This window comes from Pseudomonas bharatica (assembly GCF_048586865.1).
Lineage (GTDB): Bacteria > Pseudomonadota > Gammaproteobacteria > Pseudomonadales > Pseudomonadaceae > Aquipseudomonas > Aquipseudomonas bharatica.
Genome location: NZ_JBMAWR010000013.1, coordinates 133,747 through 158,236 on the forward strand (window position 1 = coordinate 133,747; position 24,490 = coordinate 158,236).

Annotated in this window: 21 protein-coding genes; 10 read left to right on the top strand and 11 right to left on the bottom strand. The window is 63.2% G+C overall.

Annotated elements, in window-relative coordinates; genetic code table 11:
• Window positions 1-103: 103 nt before the first annotated feature.
• From dsbA to ACKLLE_RS16365, 5 genes are all read left to right on the top strand, one after another.
• Window positions 104-733, top strand: a complete 630-nt coding sequence (gene dsbA, locus ACKLLE_RS16345) for a thiol:disulfide interchange protein DsbA (RefSeq protein WP_009401704.1) — start codon at window positions 104-106, stop codon at window positions 731-733.
• Window positions 734-745: 12 nt separating this feature from the next.
• Window positions 746-1,600, top strand: coding sequence for an endonuclease/exonuclease/phosphatase family protein (locus tag ACKLLE_RS16350; RefSeq protein ID WP_064303925.1), 855 nt, complete (start codon window positions 746-748; stop codon window positions 1,598-1,600).
• Window positions 1,601-1,624: 24 nt separating this feature from the next.
• On the top strand, window positions 1,625-3,586 hold the full coding sequence (locus tag ACKLLE_RS16355) for a GGDEF domain-containing protein (RefSeq protein ID WP_420058535.1): 1,962 nt from the start codon (window positions 1,625-1,627) through the stop codon (window positions 3,584-3,586).
• Between the two features lie 63 nt (window positions 3,587-3,649).
• Window positions 3,650-4,435 (top strand): N-acetylmuramoyl-L-alanine amidase, encoded by a 786-nt coding sequence (locus ACKLLE_RS16360; RefSeq protein ID WP_064303910.1) that lies wholly within the window; start codon window positions 3,650-3,652, stop codon window positions 4,433-4,435.
• Window positions 4,436-4,586: 151 nt separating this feature from the next.
• On the top strand, window positions 4,587-6,209 hold the full coding sequence (locus tag ACKLLE_RS16365; protein ID WP_420058536.1) for an EAL domain-containing protein: 1,623 nt from the start codon (window positions 4,587-4,589) through the stop codon (window positions 6,207-6,209).
• On the opposite strand, the gene ACKLLE_RS16370 is transcribed toward ACKLLE_RS16365, so the two are convergent.
• Both ACKLLE_RS16370 and algB read right to left on the bottom strand, forming a co-directional pair.
• Window positions 6,210-8,000, bottom strand: coding sequence for a KinB sensor domain-containing domain (locus tag ACKLLE_RS16370; RefSeq protein WP_064303908.1), 1,791 nt, complete (start codon window positions 7,998-8,000; stop codon window positions 6,210-6,212). It lies immediately after the preceding gene.
• On the bottom strand, window positions 7,997-9,343 hold the full coding sequence (gene algB, locus ACKLLE_RS16375) for a sigma-54-dependent response regulator transcription factor AlgB (protein WP_009401694.1): 1,347 nt from the start codon (window positions 9,341-9,343) through the stop codon (window positions 7,997-7,999). Before algB ends, ACKLLE_RS16370 begins: the two co-directional genes overlap by 4 nt.
• Before the next feature lie 325 nt (window positions 9,344-9,668).
• Here algB and ACKLLE_RS16380 point away from each other — a divergent pair, with 325 nt between their 5' ends.
• From ACKLLE_RS16380 to ACKLLE_RS16400, 5 genes are all read left to right on the top strand, one after another.
• Window positions 9,669-9,947: a hypothetical protein gene (locus ACKLLE_RS16380; protein ID WP_009401692.1), complete on the top strand. Its 279-nt coding sequence runs from the start codon at window positions 9,669-9,671 to the stop codon at window positions 9,945-9,947.
• 45 nt (window positions 9,948-9,992) lie between these two features.
• Complete coding sequence (locus ACKLLE_RS16385; protein WP_009401691.1) at window positions 9,993-10,157, top strand: DUF1328 domain-containing protein; 165 nt, start codon at window positions 9,993-9,995, stop codon at window positions 10,155-10,157.
• A gap of 5 nt (window positions 10,158-10,162) precedes the next feature.
• Window positions 10,163-10,633 carry an inhibitor of vertebrate lysozyme family protein gene (locus ACKLLE_RS16390; RefSeq protein ID WP_009401689.1) on the top strand — a complete coding sequence of 157 codons (471 nt, stop codon included), beginning with the start codon at window positions 10,163-10,165 and terminating at the stop codon, window positions 10,631-10,633.
• Window positions 10,634-11,346: 713 nt separating this feature from the next.
• Window positions 11,347-12,678, top strand: coding sequence for a glutamate/aspartate:proton symporter GltP (gene gltP, locus ACKLLE_RS16395; RefSeq protein WP_064303906.1), 1,332 nt, complete (start codon window positions 11,347-11,349; stop codon window positions 12,676-12,678).
• Window positions 12,679-12,896: 218 nt separating this feature from the next.
• The gene (locus tag ACKLLE_RS16400) at window positions 12,897-14,126 is read left to right on the top strand and encodes a nucleoside recognition domain-containing protein (protein WP_064303905.1); all 1,230 of its coding nucleotides are present in this window, start codon (window positions 12,897-12,899) and stop codon (window positions 14,124-14,126) included.
• On the opposite strand, the gene ACKLLE_RS16405 is transcribed toward ACKLLE_RS16400, so the two are convergent.
• The 9 genes from ACKLLE_RS16405 to ACKLLE_RS16445 form a co-directional block, all read right to left on the bottom strand.
• Window positions 14,108-14,725, bottom strand: a complete 618-nt coding sequence (locus ACKLLE_RS16405; RefSeq protein WP_064303904.1) for an ABC-type transport auxiliary lipoprotein family protein — start codon at window positions 14,723-14,725, stop codon at window positions 14,108-14,110. The genes ACKLLE_RS16400 and ACKLLE_RS16405 overlap by 19 nt on opposite strands.
• The gene (locus ACKLLE_RS16410; protein WP_009403412.1) at window positions 14,722-15,660 is read right to left on the bottom strand and encodes an MlaD family protein; all 939 of its coding nucleotides are present in this window, start codon (window positions 15,658-15,660) and stop codon (window positions 14,722-14,724) included. The genes ACKLLE_RS16405 and ACKLLE_RS16410 overlap by 4 nt, the downstream gene beginning before the upstream one ends.
• Before the next feature lies 1 nt (window position 15,661).
• A complete protein-coding gene (locus ACKLLE_RS16415; RefSeq protein ID WP_420058538.1) occupies window positions 15,662-16,459 on the bottom strand; it encodes an ABC transporter ATP-binding protein in 798 nt (265 codons plus the stop codon).
• The gene (locus tag ACKLLE_RS16420) at window positions 16,456-17,598 is read right to left on the bottom strand and encodes an ABC transporter permease (RefSeq protein WP_009403414.1); all 1,143 of its coding nucleotides are present in this window, start codon (window positions 17,596-17,598) and stop codon (window positions 16,456-16,458) included. The genes ACKLLE_RS16415 and ACKLLE_RS16420 overlap by 4 nt, the downstream gene beginning before the upstream one ends.
• Before the next feature lie 39 nt (window positions 17,599-17,637).
• Window positions 17,638-18,660, bottom strand: coding sequence for a DUF5924 family protein (locus ACKLLE_RS16425; protein WP_064303902.1), 1,023 nt, complete (start codon window positions 18,658-18,660; stop codon window positions 17,638-17,640).
• 130 nt (window positions 18,661-18,790) lie between these two features.
• The gene (locus ACKLLE_RS16430) at window positions 18,791-20,164 is read right to left on the bottom strand and encodes a M16 family metallopeptidase (RefSeq protein ID WP_420058539.1); all 1,374 of its coding nucleotides are present in this window, start codon (window positions 20,162-20,164) and stop codon (window positions 18,791-18,793) included.
• A gap of 37 nt (window positions 20,165-20,201) precedes the next feature.
• Window positions 20,202-21,860, bottom strand: coding sequence for a Na/Pi cotransporter family protein (locus ACKLLE_RS16435; protein WP_009403422.1), 1,659 nt, complete (start codon window positions 21,858-21,860; stop codon window positions 20,202-20,204).
• Window positions 21,861-22,095: 235 nt separating this feature from the next.
• Window positions 22,096-22,830, bottom strand: a complete 735-nt coding sequence (locus ACKLLE_RS16440) for a TerC family protein (protein ID WP_009403423.1) — start codon at window positions 22,828-22,830, stop codon at window positions 22,096-22,098.
• 70 nt (window positions 22,831-22,900) lie between these two features.
• Window positions 22,901-24,208, bottom strand: coding sequence for a CitMHS family transporter (locus ACKLLE_RS16445; protein ID WP_009403428.1), 1,308 nt, complete (start codon window positions 24,206-24,208; stop codon window positions 22,901-22,903).
• Window positions 24,209-24,490: the final 282 nt, after the last annotated feature.

Sequence of the window (24,490 nt, forward strand, 5' to 3'; positions counted from 1 at the left end):
TTTTTCATTCTTCAGCCGTTACACTTACGAACTCGGACCCGCCTTGGCCTGTCAGAAAGACAAGTCGTTTCAGGGCGACTCAAAGACTGCACAGGAGCAAAGCATGCGTAATCTGATTCTCAGCGCCGCGCTGGTAGCTGCCAGCGTTTTCGGTATGACTGCCCAGGCCGCGGAACCGGTCGCCGGCAAGGAATACATCGAGCTGAGCAACCCGGTGCCGGTATCCCAACCGGGCAAGATCGAGGTCGTCGAACTGTTCTGGTACGGCTGCCCGCACTGCTACCACTTCGAACCGACCATCAATCCCTGGATCGACAAGCTGCCCGCCGACGTCAACTTCAAGCGCGTGCCGGCCATGTTCGGCGGCCCATGGGATGCCCACGGCCAGATGTTCCTGACCCTCGAAGCCATGGGCGTCGAGCACAAGGTGCATGCCGCCGTCTTCGACGCCATCCAGAACCAGCGCAAGCGCCTGACCGACCCGCAGGACATGGCTGACTTCCTCGCCACCCAGGGTGTCGACAAGGACAAGTTCCTCGCCACCTTCAATTCCTTCGCGATCAAGGGCCAGGTCAACCAGGCCAAGGAACTGGCGAAGAAATACGAGATCACTGGCGTGCCGAGCATGGTGGTCAACGGCAAGTATCGCTTCGACCTGGGCAGCGCCGGTGGCCCGGAAGGCGTGCTGAACGTTGCCGACCAGCTGATCGCCAAGGAGCGCGCCGCGAAGTAAGCGGCGATGATCATGGCGCGCTGGAGAAGCGAGCGGGTAGTGGGCCTGTGTGATCCACGGATCAACGAGCTGCATGTCGGCGAGGACAACCTGCCAAGGGACGGTCGCCTGCGCCTGCTCAGCTTCAATATCCAGGTCGGGATCAGCACCGAGCGCTATCGACACTACGTGACGCGCAGCTGGCAGCATCTGCTGCCGCATGTGGGACGCGCCGGCAACCTGCAGAAGATCGGCGCGTTGCTCAACGACTTCGACCTGGTGGCCCTGCAGGAAGCCGACGGCGGCAGCCTGCGCTCGGGTTATGTCAACCAGGTCGAGCATCTCGCCCATCTCGGTGCTTTCCCCTACTGGTACCAGCAGCTCAACCGTAATCTCGGGCGCTTCGCCCAGCACAGCAATGGCGTGCTGAGCCGGCTCAAGCCGCAGCTGCTCGAAGACCACCCGCTGCCCGGCCCTGCCGGTCGCGGGGCGATCCTGGTGCGTTTTGGCGAAGGCGAGGACGCCCTGGTCGTGGTAATGATGCACCTGGCCCTGGGCTCCAAGACCCGCGCCCGCCAGCTTGCCTATATCCGTGAGTTGATCGGTGGTTATCGTCACCAGGTGCTGATGGGCGACATGAACACCCACGCCACCGACCTTCTGCAACATTCCCCCCTGCGTGACCTCGGCTTGATCGCGCCACAGGTCGAAGCCACGTTCCCCAGCTGGCGCCCGCAACGCTGCCTGGACCACATTCTGCTCAGCCCGAGCCTGACCCTGGAAAAGGTCGAAGTGCTTTCGCAGCCGATTTCCGATCATTTACCGGTCGCCGTTGAGATTCGTTTGCCTGACGCCCTGACTGTGGATACGCTTCCGGTTTTGCGTTAATCCCCCCTGATTGCGGGCCCGGGCATGAGCGACGAAGCAGAGCGCTGGAAAGAGAAGTACCTCAAGAGTATCGAACAGCAGGAAAAGCTGGAGCGCCGTTGGGAGGCCCGCCTCGACCTGCTGCGTCGCGGTCTCGTGCGCAGTACCCTGGCCGCTGAGGGCAGCGACCGTGTGGTAGACGAGTGCATGAAGGAAATGCGCGATGTCATCCGCTCCGACAACATGGACGCTGGTCTTGCCGGACTCATTCCCCGTCTCGAAAAAGCCGTGCTCGACTCCGAGCAGCGCCGTGCCACGCGGGTAACCCAGGTAATCACCGCGTTGACGTCGCTGGTCAACCAGCTGCAAACGCTGTCCTTGCCCAGCGAGGTGCGGCGTCCCTTGAAGAAGCTCGGCAAGCAGGTCGAGGCCCGTGCTGGCCAGTCGCGGGAAATCCCCTTGCTGTTGAGTGAGCTGAGCAAGCTGCAGGGCGAAGCGATCGGCGTGCTGACCCATCCCGAGGAACAGAACAGACCGGGCTTTCTGCAACGGTTGTTCGGCGGCCGCGATGCCGCGGAAGAAGTGCCGTCGGCGGCGCCGGTGGGCGAGGCGCCTGTCGTGCCGGCCGCGCCGAAGGCCGAAGTTGCCCCGGTTGCCGATATAGACGAACTGCGACCTTCTTCCCGGACAGCTGATGCCTGCGCAACCAGTGCGCCTGCGGCGGATATCGATACTGCGTCTGAGGTGCCTGTCCCTGTCACTGCCGCTGTGACAGCGACCGCGGTTGCCGAGCCTGAGGTTGCCGATCCGGCTCCAATGGAACTGGAGGTGGTGGCGGAGCCCGCCAATCCAGAGCCTGTCGAAGCCGTTTCACGCGAAGAGGAGCCTGTGCAGCCGGAGCCGGTCGTGGAGCTGACCGCGGAACAGATGCTCTACGCCCTGCCCGACGGTACCGAGCCAACCTACAGCTCGGTGGCGACCCATATCGAGCACACCCTGCTCGGGCTGCTCAACGACCTGGCCCTGCCGGAGCGCCACCGTCCCCAGGCGGAGTCCATGCGCCAGCGCCTGGAGCATGGCCTGAACTGGTATGAGTTGCTTCCGGTGCTGGATGATCTGGCGGTACTGATGCTGGCCATCACCGACAGCGGGCAGCATGAGTTCGAAGCCTATCTGAAACAGCTCAATGAGCGTCTGGAGTCGTTCCAGAGCCACCTGCAGGAGGCCAGCGAAGGCCACGCCGACAATCAGTCCGCCGAACGTGACCTGAACAGCCAGTTGCGCGAACAGGTCGACGGCCTGCACAGCAGCGTGCAGGGCGCGGCTGATCTGGAAAGCCTCAAGCACGTGCTGGAGGGGCGTCTCGAAGGGCTGCTTGGCGTCATGGACGAGCACCAGCAGCAGCGCGACAAGCGCGAAGAGGAAATGGCCAACCGCCTCAAGGGGCTGTCCGAGCGGGTCGCCCACATGGAGCAGGAGGCCCAGGGCTACCGCGAGCACCTGGAGGAGCAGCGTCAAAAAGCCTTGGTCGATCCGCTCACCGGCCTGCCCAACCGCGCCGCCTGGTCCGAGCGTCTCGAGCTGGAAGTTGCTGAATGGGAGGAAAAAGGCGGCCAGTTGCTGATGGCGATCCTGGACCTGGATCACTTCAAGCGCATCAACGACAGTTATGGCCACCTGGCTGGCGACAAGGTCCTGAAGATCGTCGCCAACGAACTGCGCAAGCGTCTGCGTCCTCGGGATTTCATCGCCCGCTTCGGTGGCGAGGAATTCGTTCTGCTGGTGCCACAGACAACGGTGACGGGTGGTCTACAGTTGGCGGAGAGCCTGCGTGCAGCGGTGGAGGCCTGCCCGTTCCACTTCAAGGGTGAGCGGGTCACCATTACCCTGTCGGTGGGTATGACCGAGTTTCGCGATGGCGAACGCAGCGACACGGTGCTCAAGCGCGCCGACGAAGCGCTTTACCGGGCCAAGCACCTTGGACGCAATCGCTTGCAACTCGGATGAACGACCCTACAGGAGGCACGTTATGCTATTGCATTGCACACTTCCCAGGCAGTCCCTTCTCCCATGAAAGCGTTTTTCTCCATCCTGCTGCTGGCCCTGCTGGCCGGTTGCACCAGTGGCCCGCAGTTGCGTATCGACCGTAGCCATGTTTCGGCCAACCAGGACAGCCGCATCCAGTTCGTCGTCCTGCATTACACCAATGCCTCGCTGGAGCGCTCGCTGGCCTTGCTGACCCATGGCGAGGTCAGCAGCCATTACCTGATCGGCGATGACCGTGATGGCACCGTCTACCAACTGGTGGACGAAAGTCGCCGCGCCTGGCATGCCGGTGAAAGCCAGTGGGAGGGCCGGACCTGGCTCAACTCCACGTCGATCGGCATCGAAATCGTCAATCCCGGCTTCACCGACACCCCGACCGGACGGGTCTGGCATCCGTACAGCGAGGCGCAGGTGCAATCGCTGATCCTGTTGCTCAAGGACATCGCCAAGCGCAACAACATCCTGCCGCGGCACATCATCGGTCATAGCGACATCGCGCCGTTGCGCAAGCTGGATCCGGGGCCACTGTTTCCGTGGAAGCGTCTGGCCGACGAAGGCCTGGCTATCTGGCCGAATGCCCAGGCGGTGGTGCAGCAGCAGGCGCGCTTTGCGGTGAATCCACCGAGCATTACCTGGTACCAGCAACAGCTGGCACGGTTTGGTTATGCGATCGAGCAGACCGGGGTATTCGATGTTGCCACCCGTCACGTGATCGCCGCGTTCCAGATGCGTTTCCGCCCGCAAAATTTCGACGGCCAGCCGGATGCGCAGACGGCCGCAATGCTGCAGGTCCTCAACAACCAGCGCTAGCAGGATCACTTCAAACCCTGTGGCTGGCTTGCCAGCTCCCACAGGGGACAGGTGTCGCCTGCAAGAAGCTTCACCGTCAAAACCCCGCCAAACGGCCAGGACGATATCCAACCAAGTTGCTATACCTTTGGTATGAAACGGGATATTTCCGATGTCGCCTGCCCTCCAGCTGTTACGCGGCCTGTTATATCGACCCTGGCTCCTGGCATCGCTGGCCGCCTCGGCAAGCGCCTTTTTGCTTCTGCTGGGCAGCCTGGGCCTGGCCATGCACCAGGTGCAGGTCAATGAAAGCGAGCGCATGAACGCCCGCGGTGAGCGGTTCCTGGAGCGCCTCGAGCAGATCTTCGGCCAGCTCCGACAGGGCGTCGACCAGTTGTACAAACAGCCCGTGCGCGGCTGCAGCTTCGAAATGTATTCCGCTTTGCAACAGGTCGCCTTCAACAATCGCTTCGTGTTCGAGGCGGCCTATATCGATGATCGACAGATCTGTTCCAGCCGCCTCGGCGATCGCACCTTCCAGTCCTTGCCGCCCCCGGATATTCGCGGCCCGACCTATAGCTATTGGCTCAATACCAGCACCGAACCGGACGATAACCGTGCGGCATTGATCCTCGGTCGCGGGCCGTTTCGCGTCTCCACCTCTCGCGGACATCTCACCGATGTGGTCGATCTGCCCGCCGGCGGCAGCCTGCTGGTCGTTCTCGACCAAGGTACCCGTGCCGTGCCGGTTCTTGGGCCCGTACAACCTTGGCCACCGCCCAGCGGCAATTGGCCGCCGAGCTCGAAAACCGCCCTGATCGAGTTGCCTGACCGCTTGCTTTATCGAATGCCGACCCGATCACCGGATTACCAACTGGTGTTGATTGCCCCGCGCGTCAGTCAGCCGCTGAAGATGAGCGGTGCCCTGTGGCTGCTGTTTCCCGGCAGCCTGCTGCTGGCCTGGTGCATCGGCTGGGCGGTGTTGCAACTGGTGCAGCAAAGCCGCTCCATGAGTTCGCAATTGCAGGGCGCGCTGCGCCGGGGCGAATTGCAGGTGCTCTACCAGCCGATATTCGAACTGGCCAGCCGTCGCTGTGTCGGCGCCGAGGCCCTGGTGCGCTGGCGCCGCCCGGACGGTACCCTGACCAGCCCTGAGCTGTTCATCCCGCTGGCGGAAAATACCGGGCAGATCCGCCAGATCACCGATTTCGTCCTGCAACGGGTGTTCGACCAGTTGGGGCAACTGCTACGCGCCAATCCGCAACTGTACGTATCGGTCAACCTCGCGGCATGCGACGTAATGGTGCCGCGTATCGATCGGGTCGCCGCGCGCCTGCTGGCGAGCCACCATGTGGCGGCCAGCCAAATTGCCTTCGAGGTAACCGAGCGTGGCCTGATTGATGTGGCGATAGCGCGGGACAACCTTCAGGCGCTCCGGGCGCTGGGCCATCAGGTGTTGATCGACGATTTCGGCACCGGCTATTGCAGCCTCGCCTATTTGCAAACCTTGCCGGTGGATTGCCTGAAGATCGACAAGGCCTTTATCGACGCTCTCGGCCATGACGCGGCCAGCAGCGGTGTCGCCCCGCATATCATTCGTATGGCCCACGCCCTGCAATTGCGGGTGATCGCCGAGGGGATCGAGTACGAGGAACAGGCCGTGCTGCTTAACAGCGAGGGGGTCAATTATGGCCAGGGCTGGCTGTTCGCCCACCCGCTGAACGCGCGGCAATTCACCGAACTCATCACCCGCGGTCGTCGCCTCGGGCCTCGGCGGATCGACGACGAAGCCTGATCAGACCGGCAGGGCCATGTAGAACTGGGTCCCGTGTTCCGGCCGCGAATACACGCCCATGCGCCCACCGTGCAACTGCACGATTTCCTTGCACAAGGCCAGGCCGAGGCCGGCGCCGCCCTTCTTGCGTCCGACCTGGACGAAAGGCTCGAAAATACGTCCTTGCTGGCTGTAGGCGATGCCCTCGCCGCTGTCCTCGACGCTGACAATCACCCGCTCGCCGTGCCGACGGGCCTGCAGTCGGATAGTGCCGTTCTTCGGGGTATGCCGGATGGCATTGTCCAGCAGGTTGTCCATGACCCGATCCAGTTGCGCGATGTCCGCCTGGATCCGTGGCAAGGGCGAGCCCAATTCCAGTTGCAGCTCGATCTGCTTGGCCGCTGCGGCCTGGGCGTGGCGCACGCGGGCGCGTTCGAGCAGATCGTCGAGGGCACAGACGCTGCGCTCGAGCTTCTGCTGGCCACTCTGGTAGCGCGAAAAGTTCAGCAGGTCGTTGATCAGTTGGGTCAGGCGCTGCATTTCCTCGCCGATGGTATCCAGCAGGTCATTTTCGCGGCTTTCTTCGGGGAATTTGATTCGCTCCTTCAACAGACCGAAGGCCATGTGCATGCCGGTGACCGGTGTGCGCAATTCGTGGGAAGCACGCAGGACGAACTCGCTGCGCACCCGCTCGAAAGCGCGCTGTTCGGTGACATCGTGCAGCACCATCACGGCACCGAGGATCTGCCCGTCCGGGCGACACACCGGGGTCAGGCTGTAGGTCAGGACGCGGTTTTCCTTGTCGATCTCCAGGTGCAGGTCTTCCGGGACCCGCTCCAGGCTGCCGCCGCGCAGGATCAGGTGCAGTTGCTGGTCCAGTTCGGGGCGCTGCAGTGCCTCGCCCAGGGGGCTGCCGGTGCGAGAGTCGTCCCAGCCCAGTTGGCGCTGGGCTACCGGATTGAGGTGTTCAAGGCGGCCTTGGCGGTCGATGATCAGCAGACCGTCGTCGATGCTGTCCAGCACCGCCTGCAAGCGTTGCTGGCCGGCCAGCAATTCATCGACATTGGTTGCCTGATGCTCGCGCAGGGCCTCGGCCATAAGGCCGAAGCGCTTGGTCAGCTGGTTGATTTCCAAGGCCGAAGTTACTGGCAGGGTCACATCGAAATTTCCCAGGCCGACCTGGTCGGCGGCGCTGGCCAGCGCTTCGATGGGCTGGCCGAAGCGCCGGGCGATACCGTGGGCGGTGAAAAAGCCCAGCGCCAGCACGGCCAGTGCGACCAGCCCGAGCACGCCCGACATCAACACCGCGCGATCCCGGGAGATCTTCTCGGCATCGCGGATCTGTTCCACCGCCTGCTTGTGATACGCAATCAGCGTGGCGCGCAGCTCGCTGAAAGCCTGGCCCAACGGTTCGTCGACGCTGAGGCTGCGTGCCGGCGATGCGGCGGCCTTCAGTTGCTGGAGAAAATCCTGGTACTTGGCATTGGCCCTGGAAAACTCCTGTTCGTTGTCACTGAACTGGCTTTCATGCTGCATGCCTTCATCGAGCAACTGCTGGAACTGCGCCTGCAGGTCCGCCAGGACCCGTGGGTCGCTGCCGTCGTCGAGGAGCTGGGTCAACTGTTCGCTGAGGTTCTGCCGCAGCTTCAGGCCCATGTCGAGGACGAAGGTATTGTTGCGAATCATCGTCTGCTGCGAGCTGGCCATCTGCTGGACGCTCACCAGGCTCAGCAACAGGCCGAGCAGTGCCACGGTGATCAGCGCGGAAATGCTGAGAAACAGCCGTGTCCGCAGCTTCATCGCCCATCTCATAGGTTGTACTGCTTGCGCTTGCGATACAGGGTCGAGGCGTCGATGCCGAGGGTCTTGGCCGCCTGGTCGAGGGTATCGCTGGTGGCCAGCACCGCGCCGATGTGTGCCCGCTCCAGTTCATCCAGGCTCAATGCCGCGCCGATGCGCGGGGCGTTGCTGGCCGGCTGTTCGGCCATGCCGAGGTGGCTGACTTCGACCTTCTCCTGGGCGCAGATGATACTGGCCCGTTCGATGACGTTGCGCAGCTCGCGAATGTTCCCCGGCCAGCGGTAATTGAGCAGCGCGGTGCGGGCTTCGTCGCTGAAGGCACGGGCCGGGCGCGAGTACTCCTTGACGAAACGGGCGAGGAAGCGCTCGGCCAGGGTCAGGATGTCTTCGCTGCGCTCGCGCAACGGCGGCAGGTGGAGGGTAATGACGTTGAGGCGATAGAGCAGGTCTTCGCGGAAGCGGCCTTCGCGGACCATGTCCTCGAGGTTGAGGTTGGTCGCGGCGAGAATGCGCACGTCGGCGCGGCGTGTCACCGGGTCGCCGACCCGCTCGTATTCCTTGTCCTGGATAAAGCGCAACAGCTTGGGCTGGAGCGTCAGCGGGAAATCGCCGATCTCGTCGAGGAACAAGGTGCCACCGTCAGCCTGGTTGACCCGGCCCAGAGTGCTTTCACTGGCGCCGGTGAAGGCGCCGCGGCTGTGGCCGAACAGTTCGCTCTCCATGAGTTCGGCGGTCAGCGATGGGCAGTTGATGGTCACGCAAGCCTTGCGTGCGCGCTTGCTCCAGCCATGGATGGCGCGGGCCAGTTCGCCCTTGCCGGTGCCGGACTCGCCGAGGATAAGAATGTTGGCATCGGTGGTTGCTACCTGCCGTGCGGTTTCCAGCACCACCATCATGGCCGGGCTGTGCGAATCGAGGCCATCCTTGGGTTTGCGCACCTCGCCTTCGAGGGCCTCCAGGCGCGCCGAGAGTTGCCGCACCTCCAGTTGCTTGGCGGTAGCCAGGCGCAGCTGATCAGGGCTGCATGGCTTGACCAGGTAATCGGCGGCGCCGGCCTGGATGGCATCCACCGCAGTGTCCACCGCCGAGTGGGCAGTGACGATGACCACGCGCATCCAGGGCGCGAGGATGCGCATCTGCGCCAACACATCGAGGCCGTTGTCTTCGCCAAGGCGCAGGTCGAGGAAGCACAGGTCGAAGACCTGACGCTGCAAGAGGGTCTCGGCCTGGGCCGCACTGTTGGCGGTGGCCACGGTATAGCCCTCGTCCTCCAGGCAATAGCGGAAGGTACGCAAGATGGCGGACTCATCGTCCACCAGCAGAATGCGGCCTTGAGGCTCCGGGGCTGACTCCATTTCCTACGCTCCTTGGGAATTATCTTGGTTAGTGTCGGAAAAATCGTGCAAGTTGCATGGCAGATTCTGATTCATTCTTTCCCTTCCATGCTAGCTCGCCGTTTTTCGTCCACTGTCGGGATTTCTGACGTTGAAAAACCGGCGTTTCACCATGCAAAAAGCACGACCGCCGCAGGGGGCATCGTGCAGGATGCGTTCCCAGGCCATTTCGGTCAAATCATAAGTTATTGATTTATAAGAATAATTTAAGCTGCTGAAGGCTGGCATGCAGGCTGCAATGACCCTTCCAGGTCATAACGAACATGCAGCAAGAGGAGCCCGGCACATGAAACGCACTTCCGCCGCCCTGGTGCTTATATCGCCACATCATTTGCGTCAGGCGCTGTTTCTTGTGCTGGCGCTGTTGCTGACCCTGGTCGCCGGGCAGCTTTATCACGCCTGGCAGGCCAGCAAGGTCGAAAGCCAGCTCGCCGTGCAGGTGGTGCGCATCCATGAAAGCCGCGCCGCCCCGTTGCAAACCACTCCGATCATGCGCTCGCAAGTGCTGCCGGCCGCCAGTGTCGATGACTCGACGCCGGCTCCGGTACAGCGCTGGGTCTTTTGACCGCATGCGGACCGGGAACGTTTCCAAAACAGAAGGAGTATCACCATGTTGAGTTGGGCCATTACCTTCCTGATCATCGCCATTGTCGCCGCTGTGCTGGGCTTCGGTGGTATCGCCGGCGCCGCTACCGGTATCGCGAAGATCCTGTTCATTGTCTTCCTGGTGCTGTTCGTGGCTTCGTTCTTCTTTGGTCGTCGCGGTCGAGGCTGAAGCCAATGAAAGGCGTGATACGCAGCGCCCTGGTCGCCGGCCTGTTGATGGCCGGCGGGTCGGCGGCAATGGCGGCCAATGACGGCCAGGTCCGGGCCAGTGAATTGCTCGGCACGGACCCCGAGTATCGGGAAACCTGGCAGGACGTGGTCAAGAAAGAGGAACGACTGCCCGATTGGGTGCTCAACCTGAGCGGAGTGTCCGAACTGCAGATGTCCGCCGTCGAGGAAGATGGCGACAAGTACCTGGTCGGCCCTCTGTGCGAAAGCGCCGGCAAGTGCTTGAACAAGCGTCTGATCGTCGCTTTCCGTTGGGATAAGGAAAAAGCCTACGGAATGCTGGTGGAGGTGCCGGAAGGGCTACCGGGTGACAAGTCGCCGACCCGCCATGCCGATTACCGTTGGCTCGGTGATCCCGACGAAGGCATGCAGGCCATGCTCAGGGAACAGCTCAAACGTGATCCGAACTGGTACTGAGGCGCGACCGCGCGCGTCGGTGCCGTGACAGAAGCTGAACCTTTCCTGTGTTCAAGCTTCTATGTTGCGCCCTCCCGAGGACGGTGGGTGCATGACCAGGGGGCCGGGCAGCTCTGATCGATGCAGTTCGGAGCAGCCTAGGGGTACAAGGAGTGCCTCCGTCGAGGGCCGGGTCAGGAAAGCAAATGCCGGGATCAGTCAGTCGGGGGTGTTCCGTGAATGGAAGATCCTGACCGGGCTGTCCCGGCAGCACCTTGTCCCGACAAATGGCAAATCTGCCATCCGTTCGTCTGTCGACGTAAATTTTTTTGTCAATTTTCCTACATCATCGAACGGCTTTTTCACCCATTCGGATTGTCGAACGCTGATAGCGTCCATCCATTAAACATCCTGTGAATCTGCCGAAATATGGCGGATCGGTCCTATTCGGGATTCCGAACATCTTGCGAAAAACCCCTTCCGACGCTTGATTTCTGCTCAAAATCTCATGCCGATTCGGCATGGGATACTCGTTTCCGGCATTAGACTGCTCCCCCTCCCGCCTGAATAGTTGCGCCTTTTTTCGCCAGCAAGCGACCGTCCCGGTTCGTTGGCAGCAACCTTCTGCGGTGCCTTTGACTGTTGCCGAAGAAGTCTCCGGATTGGCTAGAAGCCGCTCTGGAACGCCGGTTACAGCGCAATGCCCGTGTCCACTTGAACAAAAAGGTAAAGACATGAAGAAGGCAAAACTGAGCCTCGCCTGGCAGATCCTTATCGGTCTGGTACTGGGTATCGCCATCGGCGCCTTGCTGAATCATTTCAGTGCAGAAAAGGCATGGTGGATCAGCAACGTGCTGCAGCCCGCCGGTGACATCTTCATTCGCCTGATCAAGATGATCGTCATCCCGATCGTGATTTCGTCGCTGATCGTGGGTATCGCCGGGGTTGGCGATGCGAAAAAACTTGGCAGTATCGGCCTCAAGACCATCATCTATTTCGAGGTGGTGACCACCATCGCCATCGTCGTCGGCCTGGTCCTGGCCAACCTGTTCCACCCGGGCGCCGGCATCGACATGAGCACCCTGGGCACCGTGGATATCTCCAAGTACCAGGCCACAGCGGCCGAGGTGCAGCACGAGCATGCGTTCATCGAAACCATCCTCAACCTGATCCCGTCGAACATCTTCGCGGCGCTGATGCGCGGTGAAATGCTGCCGATCATCTTCTTCTCGGTACTGTTCGGCCTGGGCCTGTCGAGCCTCAACGCGGACATCCGCGACCCGCTGGTCAAGACCTTCCAGGGCGTTTCCGAAGCCATGTTCAAGGTCACCCACATGATCATGAACTACGCCCCTATCGGCGTATTCGCGCTGATCGCCGTGACGGTCGCCAACTTCGGCTTCGCCTCGCTGCTGCCGCTGGCCAAGCTGGTGTTGCTGGTGTACTTCGCCATCGCCTTCTTCGCCTTCATGGTGCTGGGCCTGGTGGCGCGGCTGTTCGGCTTCTCGATCATCAAGCTGATGCGCATCTTCAAGGACGAACTGGTCCTGGCCTACTCCACCGCAAGCTCTGAAACCGTGCTGCCGCGGGTCATCGAGAAGATGGAAGCCTACGGTGCGCCAAAGGCCATCTGCAGCTTCGTGGTGCCGACCGGCTACTCCTTCAACCTCGACGGTTCCACCCTGTACCAGAGCATCGCGGCGATCTTCATTGCCCAGCTGTACGGCATCGACCTATCGATCAGCCAGCAACTGCTGCTGGTGCTGACCCTGATGGTCACGTCGAAAGGTATCGCCGGCGTGCCGGGCGTGTCCTTCGTGGTACTGCTGGCGACCCTGGGCAGTGTCGGCATTCCGCTGGAAGGCCTGGCCTTCATCGCCGGTGTCGACCGCATCATGGACATGGCGCGTACCGCCCTGAACGTGATCGGCAATGCCCTGGCGGTGCTGGTGATCGCTCGTTGGGAAGGCATGTACGACGCCGAAAAAGGCCAGAAGTACTGGAACTCCCTGCCACACTGGCGCAGCAAGGAAGCGGCGGTGGCGGGCAAGACCGTCAACTCCTGAGTCCTGTACCGCGCCGAATGAAAAAGCCCCGCATTGTCGGGGCTTTTTCACATCCAGCCGCCGCAACACGGACCCTGTGGGAGCGGGTTTACCCGCGATTGCGATGGTGAATCCACTACCGCAATCGCGGGTGAACCCGCTCCCACAGGGTTCGCGTCATGGCTTCGAGTGACGACTCCGCCTATCATTCAGCCCATCTTTGAGGGGAGTTCGTTCGGATGCTCAACGGCCTTTGGCTTGGTTTCTTCGTGGTGGCGGCCATTTCGGCGCTAGGGCAATGGCTGGTAGGCGGTAATGCCGGGATCTTCGCGGCGATGGTGGAAAGCATCTTCGCCATGGCCAAACTCTCGGTGGAAGTGATGGTCCTGCTGTTCGGCACCCTGACGCTGTGGCTGGGCTTTCTCAAGATCGCCGAGCAGGCCGGTATCGTCGAATGGCTGGCCAAGGTCCTCGGCCCGCTGTTCCGCCGCCTGATGCCGGAAGTGCCGCCAGGGCATCCCGCCTTGGGCCTGATCACCCTGAACTTCGCCGCCAATGGCCTGGGCCTGGACAACGCTGCCACCCCAATCGGCCTCAAGGCCATGCGCGCCCTGCAGGAACTGAACCCGAGCCCGACCACGGCGAGCAACGCGCAGATCCTGTTCCTGGTGCTCAATGCCTCGTCCCTGACCCTGTTGCCGGTGACCATCTTCATGTACCGCGCCCAGCAAGGCGCGATGGACCCGACCCTGGTGTTCCTGCCGATCCTGCTCGCCACCAGTTGCTCGACCCTGGTCGGCCTGCTCTCGGTGGCCATCGTCCAGCGCCTGCGCCTGTGGGACCCGGTCGTGCTCGCTTACCTGATTCCCGGTGCGCTGCTGCTTGGTGGCTTCATGGCCGTCCTCGCCGGGCTGTCGGCCAGCGCCTTGGCCAGCCTGTCGTCGATCCTCGGCAACCTGACCCTGTTCGGCCTGATCATCCTGTTCCTGCTGATCGGTGCGCTTAAGAAAGTGAAGGTGTACGAAACCTTCGTCGAGGGGGCGAAGGAAGGCTTCGATGTGGCGAAGAACCTGCTGCCGTACCTGGTCGCCATGCTGTGCGCCGTTGGCGTGCTGCGCGCGTCCGGGGCCCTGGAGTTCGGCCTGGAGGGCATTCGCCACACGGTGGAATGGCTCGGCTGGGACACCCGGTTCGTCGATGCCCTGCCTACCGCGATGGTCAAGCCGTTCTCCGGCAGCGCTGCGCGGGCGATGTTGATCGAAACCATGCAGACCCACGGCGTCGACAGCTTCCCGGCGCTGGTCGCAGCCACCGTGCAGGGCAGCACGGAAACCACCTTCTATGTGCTGGCGGTGTATTTCGGCGCCGTCGGCATCCAGCGCACCCGGCACGCCGTGGGCTGCGCCCTGCTTGCCGAGCTGGCCGGCGTGCTGGGCGCCATCGGCGTGTGCTACTGGTTTTTCGGCTGATACCGGCTGGCCTGGGCTACGGTCCAGTCCAGCAGTTGCGCCATGGCCTTGTCGGTCGCCTGGCCAAGGCCGGCGACCACCGTCGGCACGTTCTTGTCGCCCAGCACCTGGCGCACCTCGAAGCGCCGGCTGACCAGGATGCGCTGGGTGCGCCCGTCCACCAGCCGCGCATCCAGGCGAATCACCGCCTCGACGCCCTGCGCCGTGTATTCGCTCTGGAACGCCTGCAGCTCGCCAGCCAGCTCGAAATCCGATTGCAGGTTGCTGTCATCGGCGCTCAGGCGCGGTACCCGGCCGTCGCGCTGGAAGGCGTCGAGGATGCGATTACGCAACAGCGCCGGGGCCGGGTCGGTCCAGCGTGCGCCCTTGTAGGTGCTGATCACGTTGCCCTGCGGCACCACGGCGATGCGCGGCATGTCCAGCGCGTCGCTGGTGATCGGCTTGTTCACCCGCAGCGACCAGCTGACTGGCGCCGCACTGGATTGCGCGGTATGCGCCGGCAGGCGATAGACCTCGGCGTTCTCCGCCTTGGGCAGGATCGAGCAGGCACCGCTCAGGCTGATCAGCAGGGCCAGGGACAGACGGCTGGCGAGTCTCATGGCTCGAACTCCTTGCTTTGGTCACGGCCGAGCAGGTAGCCGCTGGGGTTGGCTTCAAGGCGGCGGGAAATGGCCTTGAGGGAATTGAGGGTGTCGCGCAGTTCACGGATCGCCGGGGACAGGTCGCGGAAGCCCTGGGCGCCGCTGTCGATGGCGTCGCGGTTGCTTTCCAGCATGGCGTTGAGGGTCGCGGTGCTTCGGGCCAGGGATTGCATGGTCTGGTCGGCGCTGTCGAAGATATCCGGCCCGCGCTTGGCCAGGAGTTGATTGGCGTTACGCATCAGGTCGCCGGTCTGTTGCAGGGCGGCGCCCGCCTGCTGGCCGAGGGTCGCCATCTGCTTGATCGCCAGGCTGATGTCCTCGCGTTGGGCGGAAACCGCGCCGGTGGTCTGCTCCAGGTTCTCCAGGGTGGCGCTCAGGCGGTTGACGTTGTCCTCGGAGAACAGCCGGTTGGCGTTGTGCAGCAGCAGGTTGATGTTGGTCACCAGGTCGCTGCTGTTGGTCAGCAGGCGGGCGATGGGCGACGGCGAGGCGACGATAACCGGCAGCTTGCCGCCCTTGCCCACCAGCGGCGGACTTTCCGGGGTGCCGCCGCTGAGCTGGATCAGCGAGGTGCCGGTGACGCCGGTCAGGGTCAGCTTGGCCTGGGTGTCCTGCTTGATCGGGGTCTCGGCGTTGAGGCGGATATGCGCCAGGACCCGGCGCGGGTCCTCGGGGTCGAGGCGCAGGCTGATCACATCGCCGACCTTGATCCCGCTGTATTGCACGGCGCTGCCCTTGGACAGGCCGGTCACCGCCTCGTTGAAGACCACCTCGTAGTCCTTGAAGGTGGCATCGACGCTGGCCTTGGCCAGCCACAGGCCGAACAGCATGGCGGCGGCGACCACCAGCACGGTGACCATTCCGATCATTACATGGTGCGCACGGGGCTCCATCTCACTTCTCCTTCAGCGCTGAGGCGGCATCGAGCGCCGCACGGCCACGCGGGCCATGGAAATATTCGTGGATCCACGGCTCGTCGTAGCCGGCCACTTCGTCGATGGGGGCGGCCACCAAGACTTTCTTCTGCGCCAGTACCGCGACCCGGTCGCTGATGGTGTAGAGGGTGTCGAGGTCGTGGGTAATGAGGAACACGCTCAGGCCCAGGGCATCGCGCAGGGTCAGGATCAACTGGTCGAAGGCCGCTGCACCGATGGGGTCGAGGCCGGCGGTGGGCTCGTCGAGGAACAGGATGTCCGGGTCCAGCGCCAGGGCGCGGGCCAGGGCGGCGCGCTTGATCATGCCGCCGGACAGCGAGGCCGGGTATTTGTCCGCCGCCGACTGCGGCAGGCCGGCCAGGGCCAGCTTGACCCCGGCAAGGTGCTCGGCATCGTCGCGGCTCAGGCCGGCATGCTCGATCAGTGGCAGGGCGACGTTCTCGGTCACAGTCAGCGAGGAAAACAGCGCGCCCTTCTGGAACAGCACGCCGAAGCGTCGTTCGATCAGCGAGCGCTCGGTCGGATTGGCCTCCAGCAGGTCCTGGCCGAACACCTTCACCGTGCCCTCGTTGGGCCGGCGCAGGCCGATGATGCTGCGCAGCAGCACCGACTTGCCGCTGCCCGATCCACCGACCACGGAAAGGATCTCGCCGCGGTACAGGTCGAGGTCGAGCTGTTCGTGCACGCTTTGTGCGCCGAAGCGGTTGCACAGGCCGCGCACCTGGATGACCGCCTCGCGGCCGCCTGCCGGGCTCACCAGCCCATCTCCATGAAGAACAGCGCAGCCACGGCGTCGAGCATGATCACCACGAAGATCGACTGCACCACCGCCGAGGTGGTGTGGGCACCGACCGACTCGGCGCTGCCACTGACCTTGAAGCCTTCCAGGCAGCCTATGGAGGCGATCAGGAAGGCGAAGAACGGCGCCTTTGCCAGGCCGACCAGGAAATGCTGCACACCGATATCGTCCTCCAGCAGCGACAGGAACATGGCCGGCGAGATATCCAGCGACAGCGCACAGACCACACCACCGCCAACGATGCCGCAGATCATGGCGAGGAAGGTCAGCAACGGCAGGGAAATCAGCAGGGCCAGCACCCGCGGGATCACCAGCAGCTCCACCGGGTCGAGGCCGAGGGTGCGGATCGCGTCCACTTCCTCGTTGGCCTTCATCGAACCGATCTGTGCGGTAAAGGCGCTGGCGGTGCGCCCGGCCATGAGGATGGCGGTCAGCAGCACGCCGAATTCGCGAAGGAAGGAGAACGCCACCAGGTCCACGGTAAAGATGCTCGCGCCGAAGCTGGCCAGTACCGTGGCGCCGAGAAAGGCCACCACCGCGCCGACCAGGAAGGTCAGCAGGGCGACGATGGGCGCGGCGTCGAGGCCGGTCTGCTCGATATGGGCGACCACCGAGGTCATGCGCCAGCGCCTGGGCTGCAGGGCCCGGCGCGCCAGGGTGGTGACGATCAGGCCGATGAAGCCGAGAAGCTGGCGCGAGTCCTGCCAAAGGGTATCCACGGCGCAGCCGATGCGCGCCATCAACTGGGTCAGCACCGGCACTTGCGGGACGCGGGGCGGGATGCAGAACTCGGTCAGCGAGGCCTGCACGCTGCGCACCAGATGGCGGCTGGCCTCGGGCAGTGCATTGCACTGGTCCAGTTGCGCCACCCGGGCCGGGCCCAGCAGCTCGACGAGCAGCGAGGCGCCGGCTGTGTCGAGCTTGCCGAGCCGGTCCAGGTCGATGCGGGTGGTCTGGTCGTATTGGCCACTCAAGGCGGCGATGGCGTGCTTGAGGCCGGCATAGTGGGGCAGCGTCCAGTCACCGTCCAGGCGCAGGCAGGCCGGGTTCTGGCTGGTATCGAGCGTGACATTGGCGGGGCTGGAAGTGCTGGTCATGGGCTGCGTCTATCCCTGGATGCGCCGCACAGCATAGCGTCACTGTGCCGCCGCTGCTTGACCGTCGTCCACAACCCGGAAGCGCAGCACACCGATCACCTGGCCGTCCTCGGTCAGCACCCGCACTTGCCAGCGCCCGACCGGGTTGGCCGGGAACACCTGCTTGTGGGTCCAGGCGCGATAACCTTCCTTACGCCCACCGTTGATGTTCAGGGCGATGCGGTCCACTTCTTTGCCGTTGAGTTGCCAGACGTGGTAGATCCGCTCGTTCAGCCCGCGCGGCGCCTTGATCGCGGTGTAGGCGTACAGCCCGGCGCTGCGGATCTGGCTGGCGTTGACCTCCCTGAGGCTCTCGCTCGGGGTGCGGTCGCGGACATCGGTGGTGATCGCGACCTCGGTCATCCACAAGGTCGCTGGCGGTACCCAGGAGCGCAGCAGCCAGCCGGCGCCGCCGATGGCCAGGGTCACCAGCACCAGGGCGATGGCGCGTCGCGCGGTATTGACCGGGAAGCTGCTGATCAGGCTGGGGAAGGACAGCAGCATGGCGACGCCGAGGGCGAGCTTGAAGCTCTCGGCGGTGGTCAGGTGGAGGATGATCGGCAGCGCCGTGAGCATCGCGGCGAACAGGGTCAGGGTATGCAGGGCGAGGAACAGCCAGCGCCGTGGTGCGACCCATTTGTAGTAGAGCGGGTCGATGATCGACACCAGCCCGGCAGCGCCGAGCAACCCGGTGAAGATCGCCTGGCCGCTGTTCCAGGTGGTGGTAACGAAGAAGAACGGCAGGACGAAGAACAGGCTTTCCTGGTGGATCATCTGCGTCGCGTAGCGCAACAGCGGCTGCGGGATCTCGCGCTTGAAGATGCGGGCGAAGAATTCGGTGAAGGTGTTTTCCAGCATCAGCCAGACCCAGCTCACCAGCATCAGGATCGCCACCCAGCTGGCCAGGCTCTCCTGGCGATCGACCAGGATGAAACTGCCGATACCGGAAACGAAACCGCCAAGTGCGATGACCCCGGGGTAGCGCTTGATCAGCTCGATGATGCGCTGGATGTAGATTGGCATGTTGGGGTGTTCGCTGAGGCTGAAAAATACGGTTACAGGATACCTTGGTTTTTGCCTGTTCGGGCCTCATCGCTGGCAAGCCAGCTCCCACAGGGTCCGTGTGGGAGCTGGCTTGCCAGCGATGAGGCCCTCAAGCCCGCCGCCGATACCAGACACCTGCCCCGACCACCACCAGCACAACCCCCAACACGCCGATCCAGAACAGTTCGTCATACCCGAGCAACGGCTTTTCCACCCTCACCCATCCGGCTTCCTTGAACACTTCGCGCATCGCCTGGTTGGCCTCGTCCAGGCTCACCCCGCGCAGCCGCTGCGCCGGATCGACGAACCTGCCATCGGCATAGCTGTTCAAGGCGCCCCAGTAGTAATCCGCCAGTGCGCTGTTGCCCTGGGTCGTCCAGGCTTCCCGGGCAATCGCCGCCGCCTTGACCCGCTCGAAGGTCGCCGGATCCAGCCCTTCCTTGCGCAGGCGCTCGATCATTGCCTTCATGACCTTTTCCGCGTCTTCCACCTGGTCTCGTTCCAAATCGGCATTCAGGCTGAGCATGCCGCTGTCGCCGAAGCTTTCGCGCTGGCTCCATGGCCCGTACGACAGCCCGTGCTCAAGCCGCAGTTCGCTGTACAACGCCCAGTCCAGGTAGCGCTGCAGCAGCTCCAGGGTTTCGTCGTGTTCGTTGTCCAGGACAGGTTCGAGGAACAGCCAGCTCAGCCGCGCACTGTTGCCCAGCACGCCGCGGACCAGGGTGCGATTGCTCTCGGCCTGGCGCGTGACGCCATCGAGCGTCCGGCGCTCGGCAGGCTCGCCGGGCTCCAGCTCGCCCCAGGCACGCTCCAGATAGGCCGGCAGGACCCGGTCGAGACCACCCACGACGATCAGGGTCATGTTGTTCGGCACGTACCAGCCTTTGCGGATTTCTTCGACCTGGTCCAGGGTCATGGCGTGGATATCGGAGCGTTCGGCGCACTTGAGCCCCAGTTCTATCGCCAGTTGGCTGCTGGCGCGCTGGCCGATGTCCTGGCGATCGAGCCAGCGTTGCAGATGAGAGTAATGCCCGCCGTCCTCTCGCTCGATGATGCGCTTGGACTGCGCCACGGCCTGCTCGTCGATCCGGGTGCGCTGGAGGATTGCCAGTAGCAGGTCGAGAACCTTGCGCTGGTTGCGCGCCGGGGCCTCGATGACGAAGGTGGTATCGGTGTTGCTGGTGTAGGCGTTCCACTCCCCGCCAAGGGCCTGCATGCGCTTTTCCAGGCCACCTTCGCCGCTGTCGTCGATCCCGCTGAACAGCAGGTGTTCGAGCAGATGGGGCAGCTCTTTCTGCTCGCACGGGAAATCGTCGAGGCCGACCCCGACCACCAGGCGGATCGACACATGATCCCGTTCATAACCGGGCTTGAGCAGCACCTGCAGACCGTTGGGCAGCAGATACCCCTCGACCTGGTTGCGATCGAGGGCAAAGCCGGGGGTACAACCCAGCAGCAGGCAGACGAATATCAGGCAACGCATGCAGAACTTCCTTGAACCAGGTCGATGCGGTACGGGGTCACGGTGAGTGGATTTCATCCGGTACGCTGTCGATCAGCAGACCGCCAGTGTCGTTACCCCCGAGTACCACATAGGCACTGCTACAGAACAATGAATTCAATCTTTTCATGTCCGCGATCAATTCCAGGTGCAGGGCGCTGGTCTCGATGCTTTGCACCACCTTGCGCTGCAGGCGGCTGACGTGGGCATGGGCCAGGCGTCGCTCCTGGGCGCGGAAGCGGCGTTTTTCCCGTAGCAACTGGCGCGCGCTCTCCGGGTCGGCGCTGAGGAATACCGAAAGGCCGAGGCGCAGGTTGGCCAGCAACTGGGCATGCAGGCCGGTCAGTTCCTCCAGGCCGACCTCGGAGAACTCGCGGCGCTGCGAGGTCTTCTGCTGCTGGATCTTGCGCAGCATGCGTTCGATCAGGTTGCTGGCCATCTTCAGGTTAAGGGCCAGCTCGATGATCTCGGCCCAGCGCTGGCTGTCCTGTTCGCTGAGGTCTTCCCGGGGCATCTGCGCCAGGTACAGCTTGATCGCGTTGTACAGCGCCTCGATATCTTCGCTAAGGCTGCGCATCTCCTGCGATACCGTGGTCTTGGTGCCCCGCAGTACGCCGTTCATGGCTTCCAGCATGCTGTCGACCAGATCACCGAGACGCAGGGTTTCGCGCACGGCGTTGGCCAGGGCCAGGCTCGGGGTCGCCAGGGCGGCCGGGTCGAGGTGGCGCGGGGCGGTGCGGCCATTGGTGTCCGGGCGGTCCGGCATCAGCCAGGTGCAGGCCTTGGCCATGAGGTTGACGGTGGGCAGCAGGGTCAGGCAACGCAGGGTGTTGTAGAGCAGGTGGAAACCGATCACCAGCTCCTGCGGACGAAAACTCAGGCTGTCCATCCAGTCGACCAGGGGGTGCAGCAGCGGAATGGTGATCAGCAGCCCCAACAGCTTGTACAGCAGGCTGCCCAGGGCCACCTGGCGCCCGGCGGTGTTCTGCATGCTGGTGCTGATGAAAGCCAGCAGGCCGCTGCCGATATTGGCGCCGATCACCAGGCCGATCGCCACCGGCAGCCCGATCACCCCGGCACCGGCCAGGGTCGCGGTGAGCAGCACGGCGGCCAGGCTGGAGTAGGACACCATGGCGAACAATGCGCCAATCAGGGCATCGAGGAGGATATCGCCGGTCAACGAGGCGAACAGCACCTTCACGCCCTGGGCCGTGGTGATCGGGGTGGCGGCTTCGACGATCAGTTGCAGGGCAAGGATGATCAGGCCCAGGCCGATTCCGACGCGACCAAGCTGGCCGGCGCGGGTCTGCTTGCGCGAGAGGAAGAAGATCACCCCGAGGAAAATCAGCAGCGGCGACAGCCACGACAGGTCGAGGGTCAGCACCCGGGCCATCAGCGCGGTACCGACGTCGGCGCCAAGCATGATCGCCAGGGCCGGGGTCAGCGCCATCAGGCCCTGGCCGACGAACGAGGTCACCAGCATGGCCGTGGCGTTGCTGCTTTGCACCATGGCCGTGACCAGGATGCCGGCAATGAAGGCCAGCGGCCTGCGTGCCATGTTCTGGCCAATGACCCGGCGCAGGTTGGAGCCGTAGACCCTCAGGATCCCGGTCCGGACGATGTGCGTGCCCCAGATCAGCAGGGCGACGGCTGACAATAGATTGAGCAGGGTCAGCATGCTGGGCCCCCTGTTTGCGGTGCCCCATGGGGACAAAATGAACGACGCTCGGAGCCTGGCCGTGAATACGGCGGTTTTTTCCAGTGCTCCCTTTAAGCTTTAGCCCGCTGAAAGCCATGGCGCCAGCGGTTTTGCCACGACCTGGAATGAAAAAAGGCCCCGACGGGGGCCTTGATTCAGTGACGGGCCAGTATTACTGACCCGGGATGCCTGCGCGAAGTTTCACCGCGTCGGCTTATTGCTCGCCCCGCTTTTTCGCAATGGCCGTGCGCATGCGGATGTTGATTGTTTCCACCGCCAGGGAGAAGGCCATGGCGAAGTAGACGTAACCCTTCGGCACATGTACGTCGAAAGCTTCGGCGATCAGCACGGTACCCACCACCATCAGGAACGACAGGGCGAGCATCTTCAGCGACGGATGCTTGTCGATGAATTCGCTGATGGCCTTGGCGCAGAGCATCATCACCAGTACGGCGATGACGATCGCGGCGATCATTACCGGAACATGGGACACCATGCCCACGGCGGTGATCACCGAGTCCAGGGAGAACACGATATCGATGATCGCGATCTGCACGATGGTGAACAGGAACTTGCCCCCTGCTCCGCCGGCCGGCTCCTCGTTGCTCTCTTCCTCGCCTTCCAGGCCGTGGAAGATTTCCTGCGAGCTTTTCCACAACAGGAACAGGCCGCCACAGAACAGGATCAGGTCGCGCCCCGAGATGCCCTGGTCGAAGACCACGAACAGATCGTCGGTCAGGCGCATGACCCAGGTAATCGACAGCAACAACAGGATCCGCGTGACCATGGCCAGGGCCAGGCCGAAGATCCGCGTGCGTTGCTGCATGTGCTTGGGCATGCGGCTGACCAGGATCGAGATCATGATGATGTTATCGATGCCCAGCACGATCTCGAGTGCAGTCAGGGTAAAGAGGGCAACCCAGATTTCCGGGTTGGTCAGCCATTCCATGTGTGTTCCTTCGAGCGTAAAGCGTCGCGCACCGCAGCGGCGCGCGACAGGTTGGTTGAATCCCGTTTACTTAGAGGCTGCTGAACAGCGGAAAAATTCCCATGAGCAGCGCGGCGAACATTATGCACAGGCAGACCAGTACCGCCCACTTGAGCGTGAAGCGCTGGTGATCGCCGAACTCGATACCGGCCAGGGCCACCAGCAGGTAGGTCGATGGAACCAGCGGGCTGAGCAGGTGTACTGGCTGTCCGACGATCGAAGCGCGGGCCATTTCCACTGGCGAGATGCCGTAGTGGCTGGCGGCTTCCGAAAGCACCGGCAGTACCCCGTAGTAGAAGGCATCGTTGGACATGAAGAAGGTGAACGGCATGCTCACGATCGCCGTGATCACCGCCAGGTACGGGCCCAGTGCATCCGGGATCACTGCCAGCAGGCTCTTGGACATGGCGTCGACCATGCCGGTGCCCGACAGGATGCCGGTGAAGATACCTGCGGCGAAGATCAGGCCGGTCACCGCCAGGACGCTGCCGGCGTGGGCGGCGATACGGTCCTTCTGCTGCTGCAGGCAGGGATAGTTGACGATCATGGCGATACTGAAGGCGATCATGAACAGCACCGGCAGCGGCAGCAGGCCGGCGATCAACGCGGCCATCAGCGCTGCGGTCAGGGCGCCGTTGAACCACAGCAGCTTCGGACGGCGGGCATCCGGGTACTGGGACACGGAGATTTCGCTGTGGTCGATCTCGTCGCCCGGCAAGTGCAGCTCACCGAGGCGGGCACGCTCGCGCTTGCCGTACCAGTAGGCGATCACCAGGATGGCGGCGACACCGGCGAGCATGGCCGGGATCATCGGCACGAAGATGTCCGAAGGGTCTACATGCAGGGCGCTGGCGGCACGGGCGGTCGGGCCGCCCCAGGGGGTCATGTTCATCACCCCGCCGGCCAGGATGATCAGGCCGGCCATGATCCGCGGGCTCATGCCCAGGCGGCTGTAGAGAGGCAGCATGGCGGCGCAGCAGATCATGTAGGTGGTCGCGCCGTCACCATCGAGGGACACGACCAGGGCCAGCACGGCAGTGCCGACCGAGACTTTCAGCGGATCGCCCTTGACCAGCTTGAGGATCTTGCGCACGGCCGGATCGAACAGGCCGGAGTCGATCATCAGGGCGAAATACAGGATGGCGAACATCAGCATCACGCCAGTAGGCGCCAGCTTGCTGATGCCCTCCAGCATCATCGGGCCGATCTTGCTGGAAAAGCCGCCGAACAGGGCGAACAGGATCGGTACCAGGATCAGCGCGATCAAGGCCGACAGGCGCTTGGTCATGATCAGGTACATGAAGGTGATGACCATGGCGAAGCCGAGGAAGGTCAGCATGGGGGTACTCCAGGCGTAGGTGCGTCGGGACGGGACGAAACGGACGGATCAGCGGGTTGGGTGCTGGGGCTGGAGTAACGGCGGGAATTGCGGGCGCAGGACGGTACGGAAGGACATCGGAATCACCATTGTTCTTGTTGAATAGGCCGGGCATCCTGATTTCGGGTGCCCTGGCGCGCCGGTCGTTTTGCCGGTGGTGAGGCGATGCTAAGGGCCTAAGCTTTCAGCCAGCTTTCGATGCTGAAAGCTTCCTTTTTGACCTCGAAAGCGCGACACGGACCC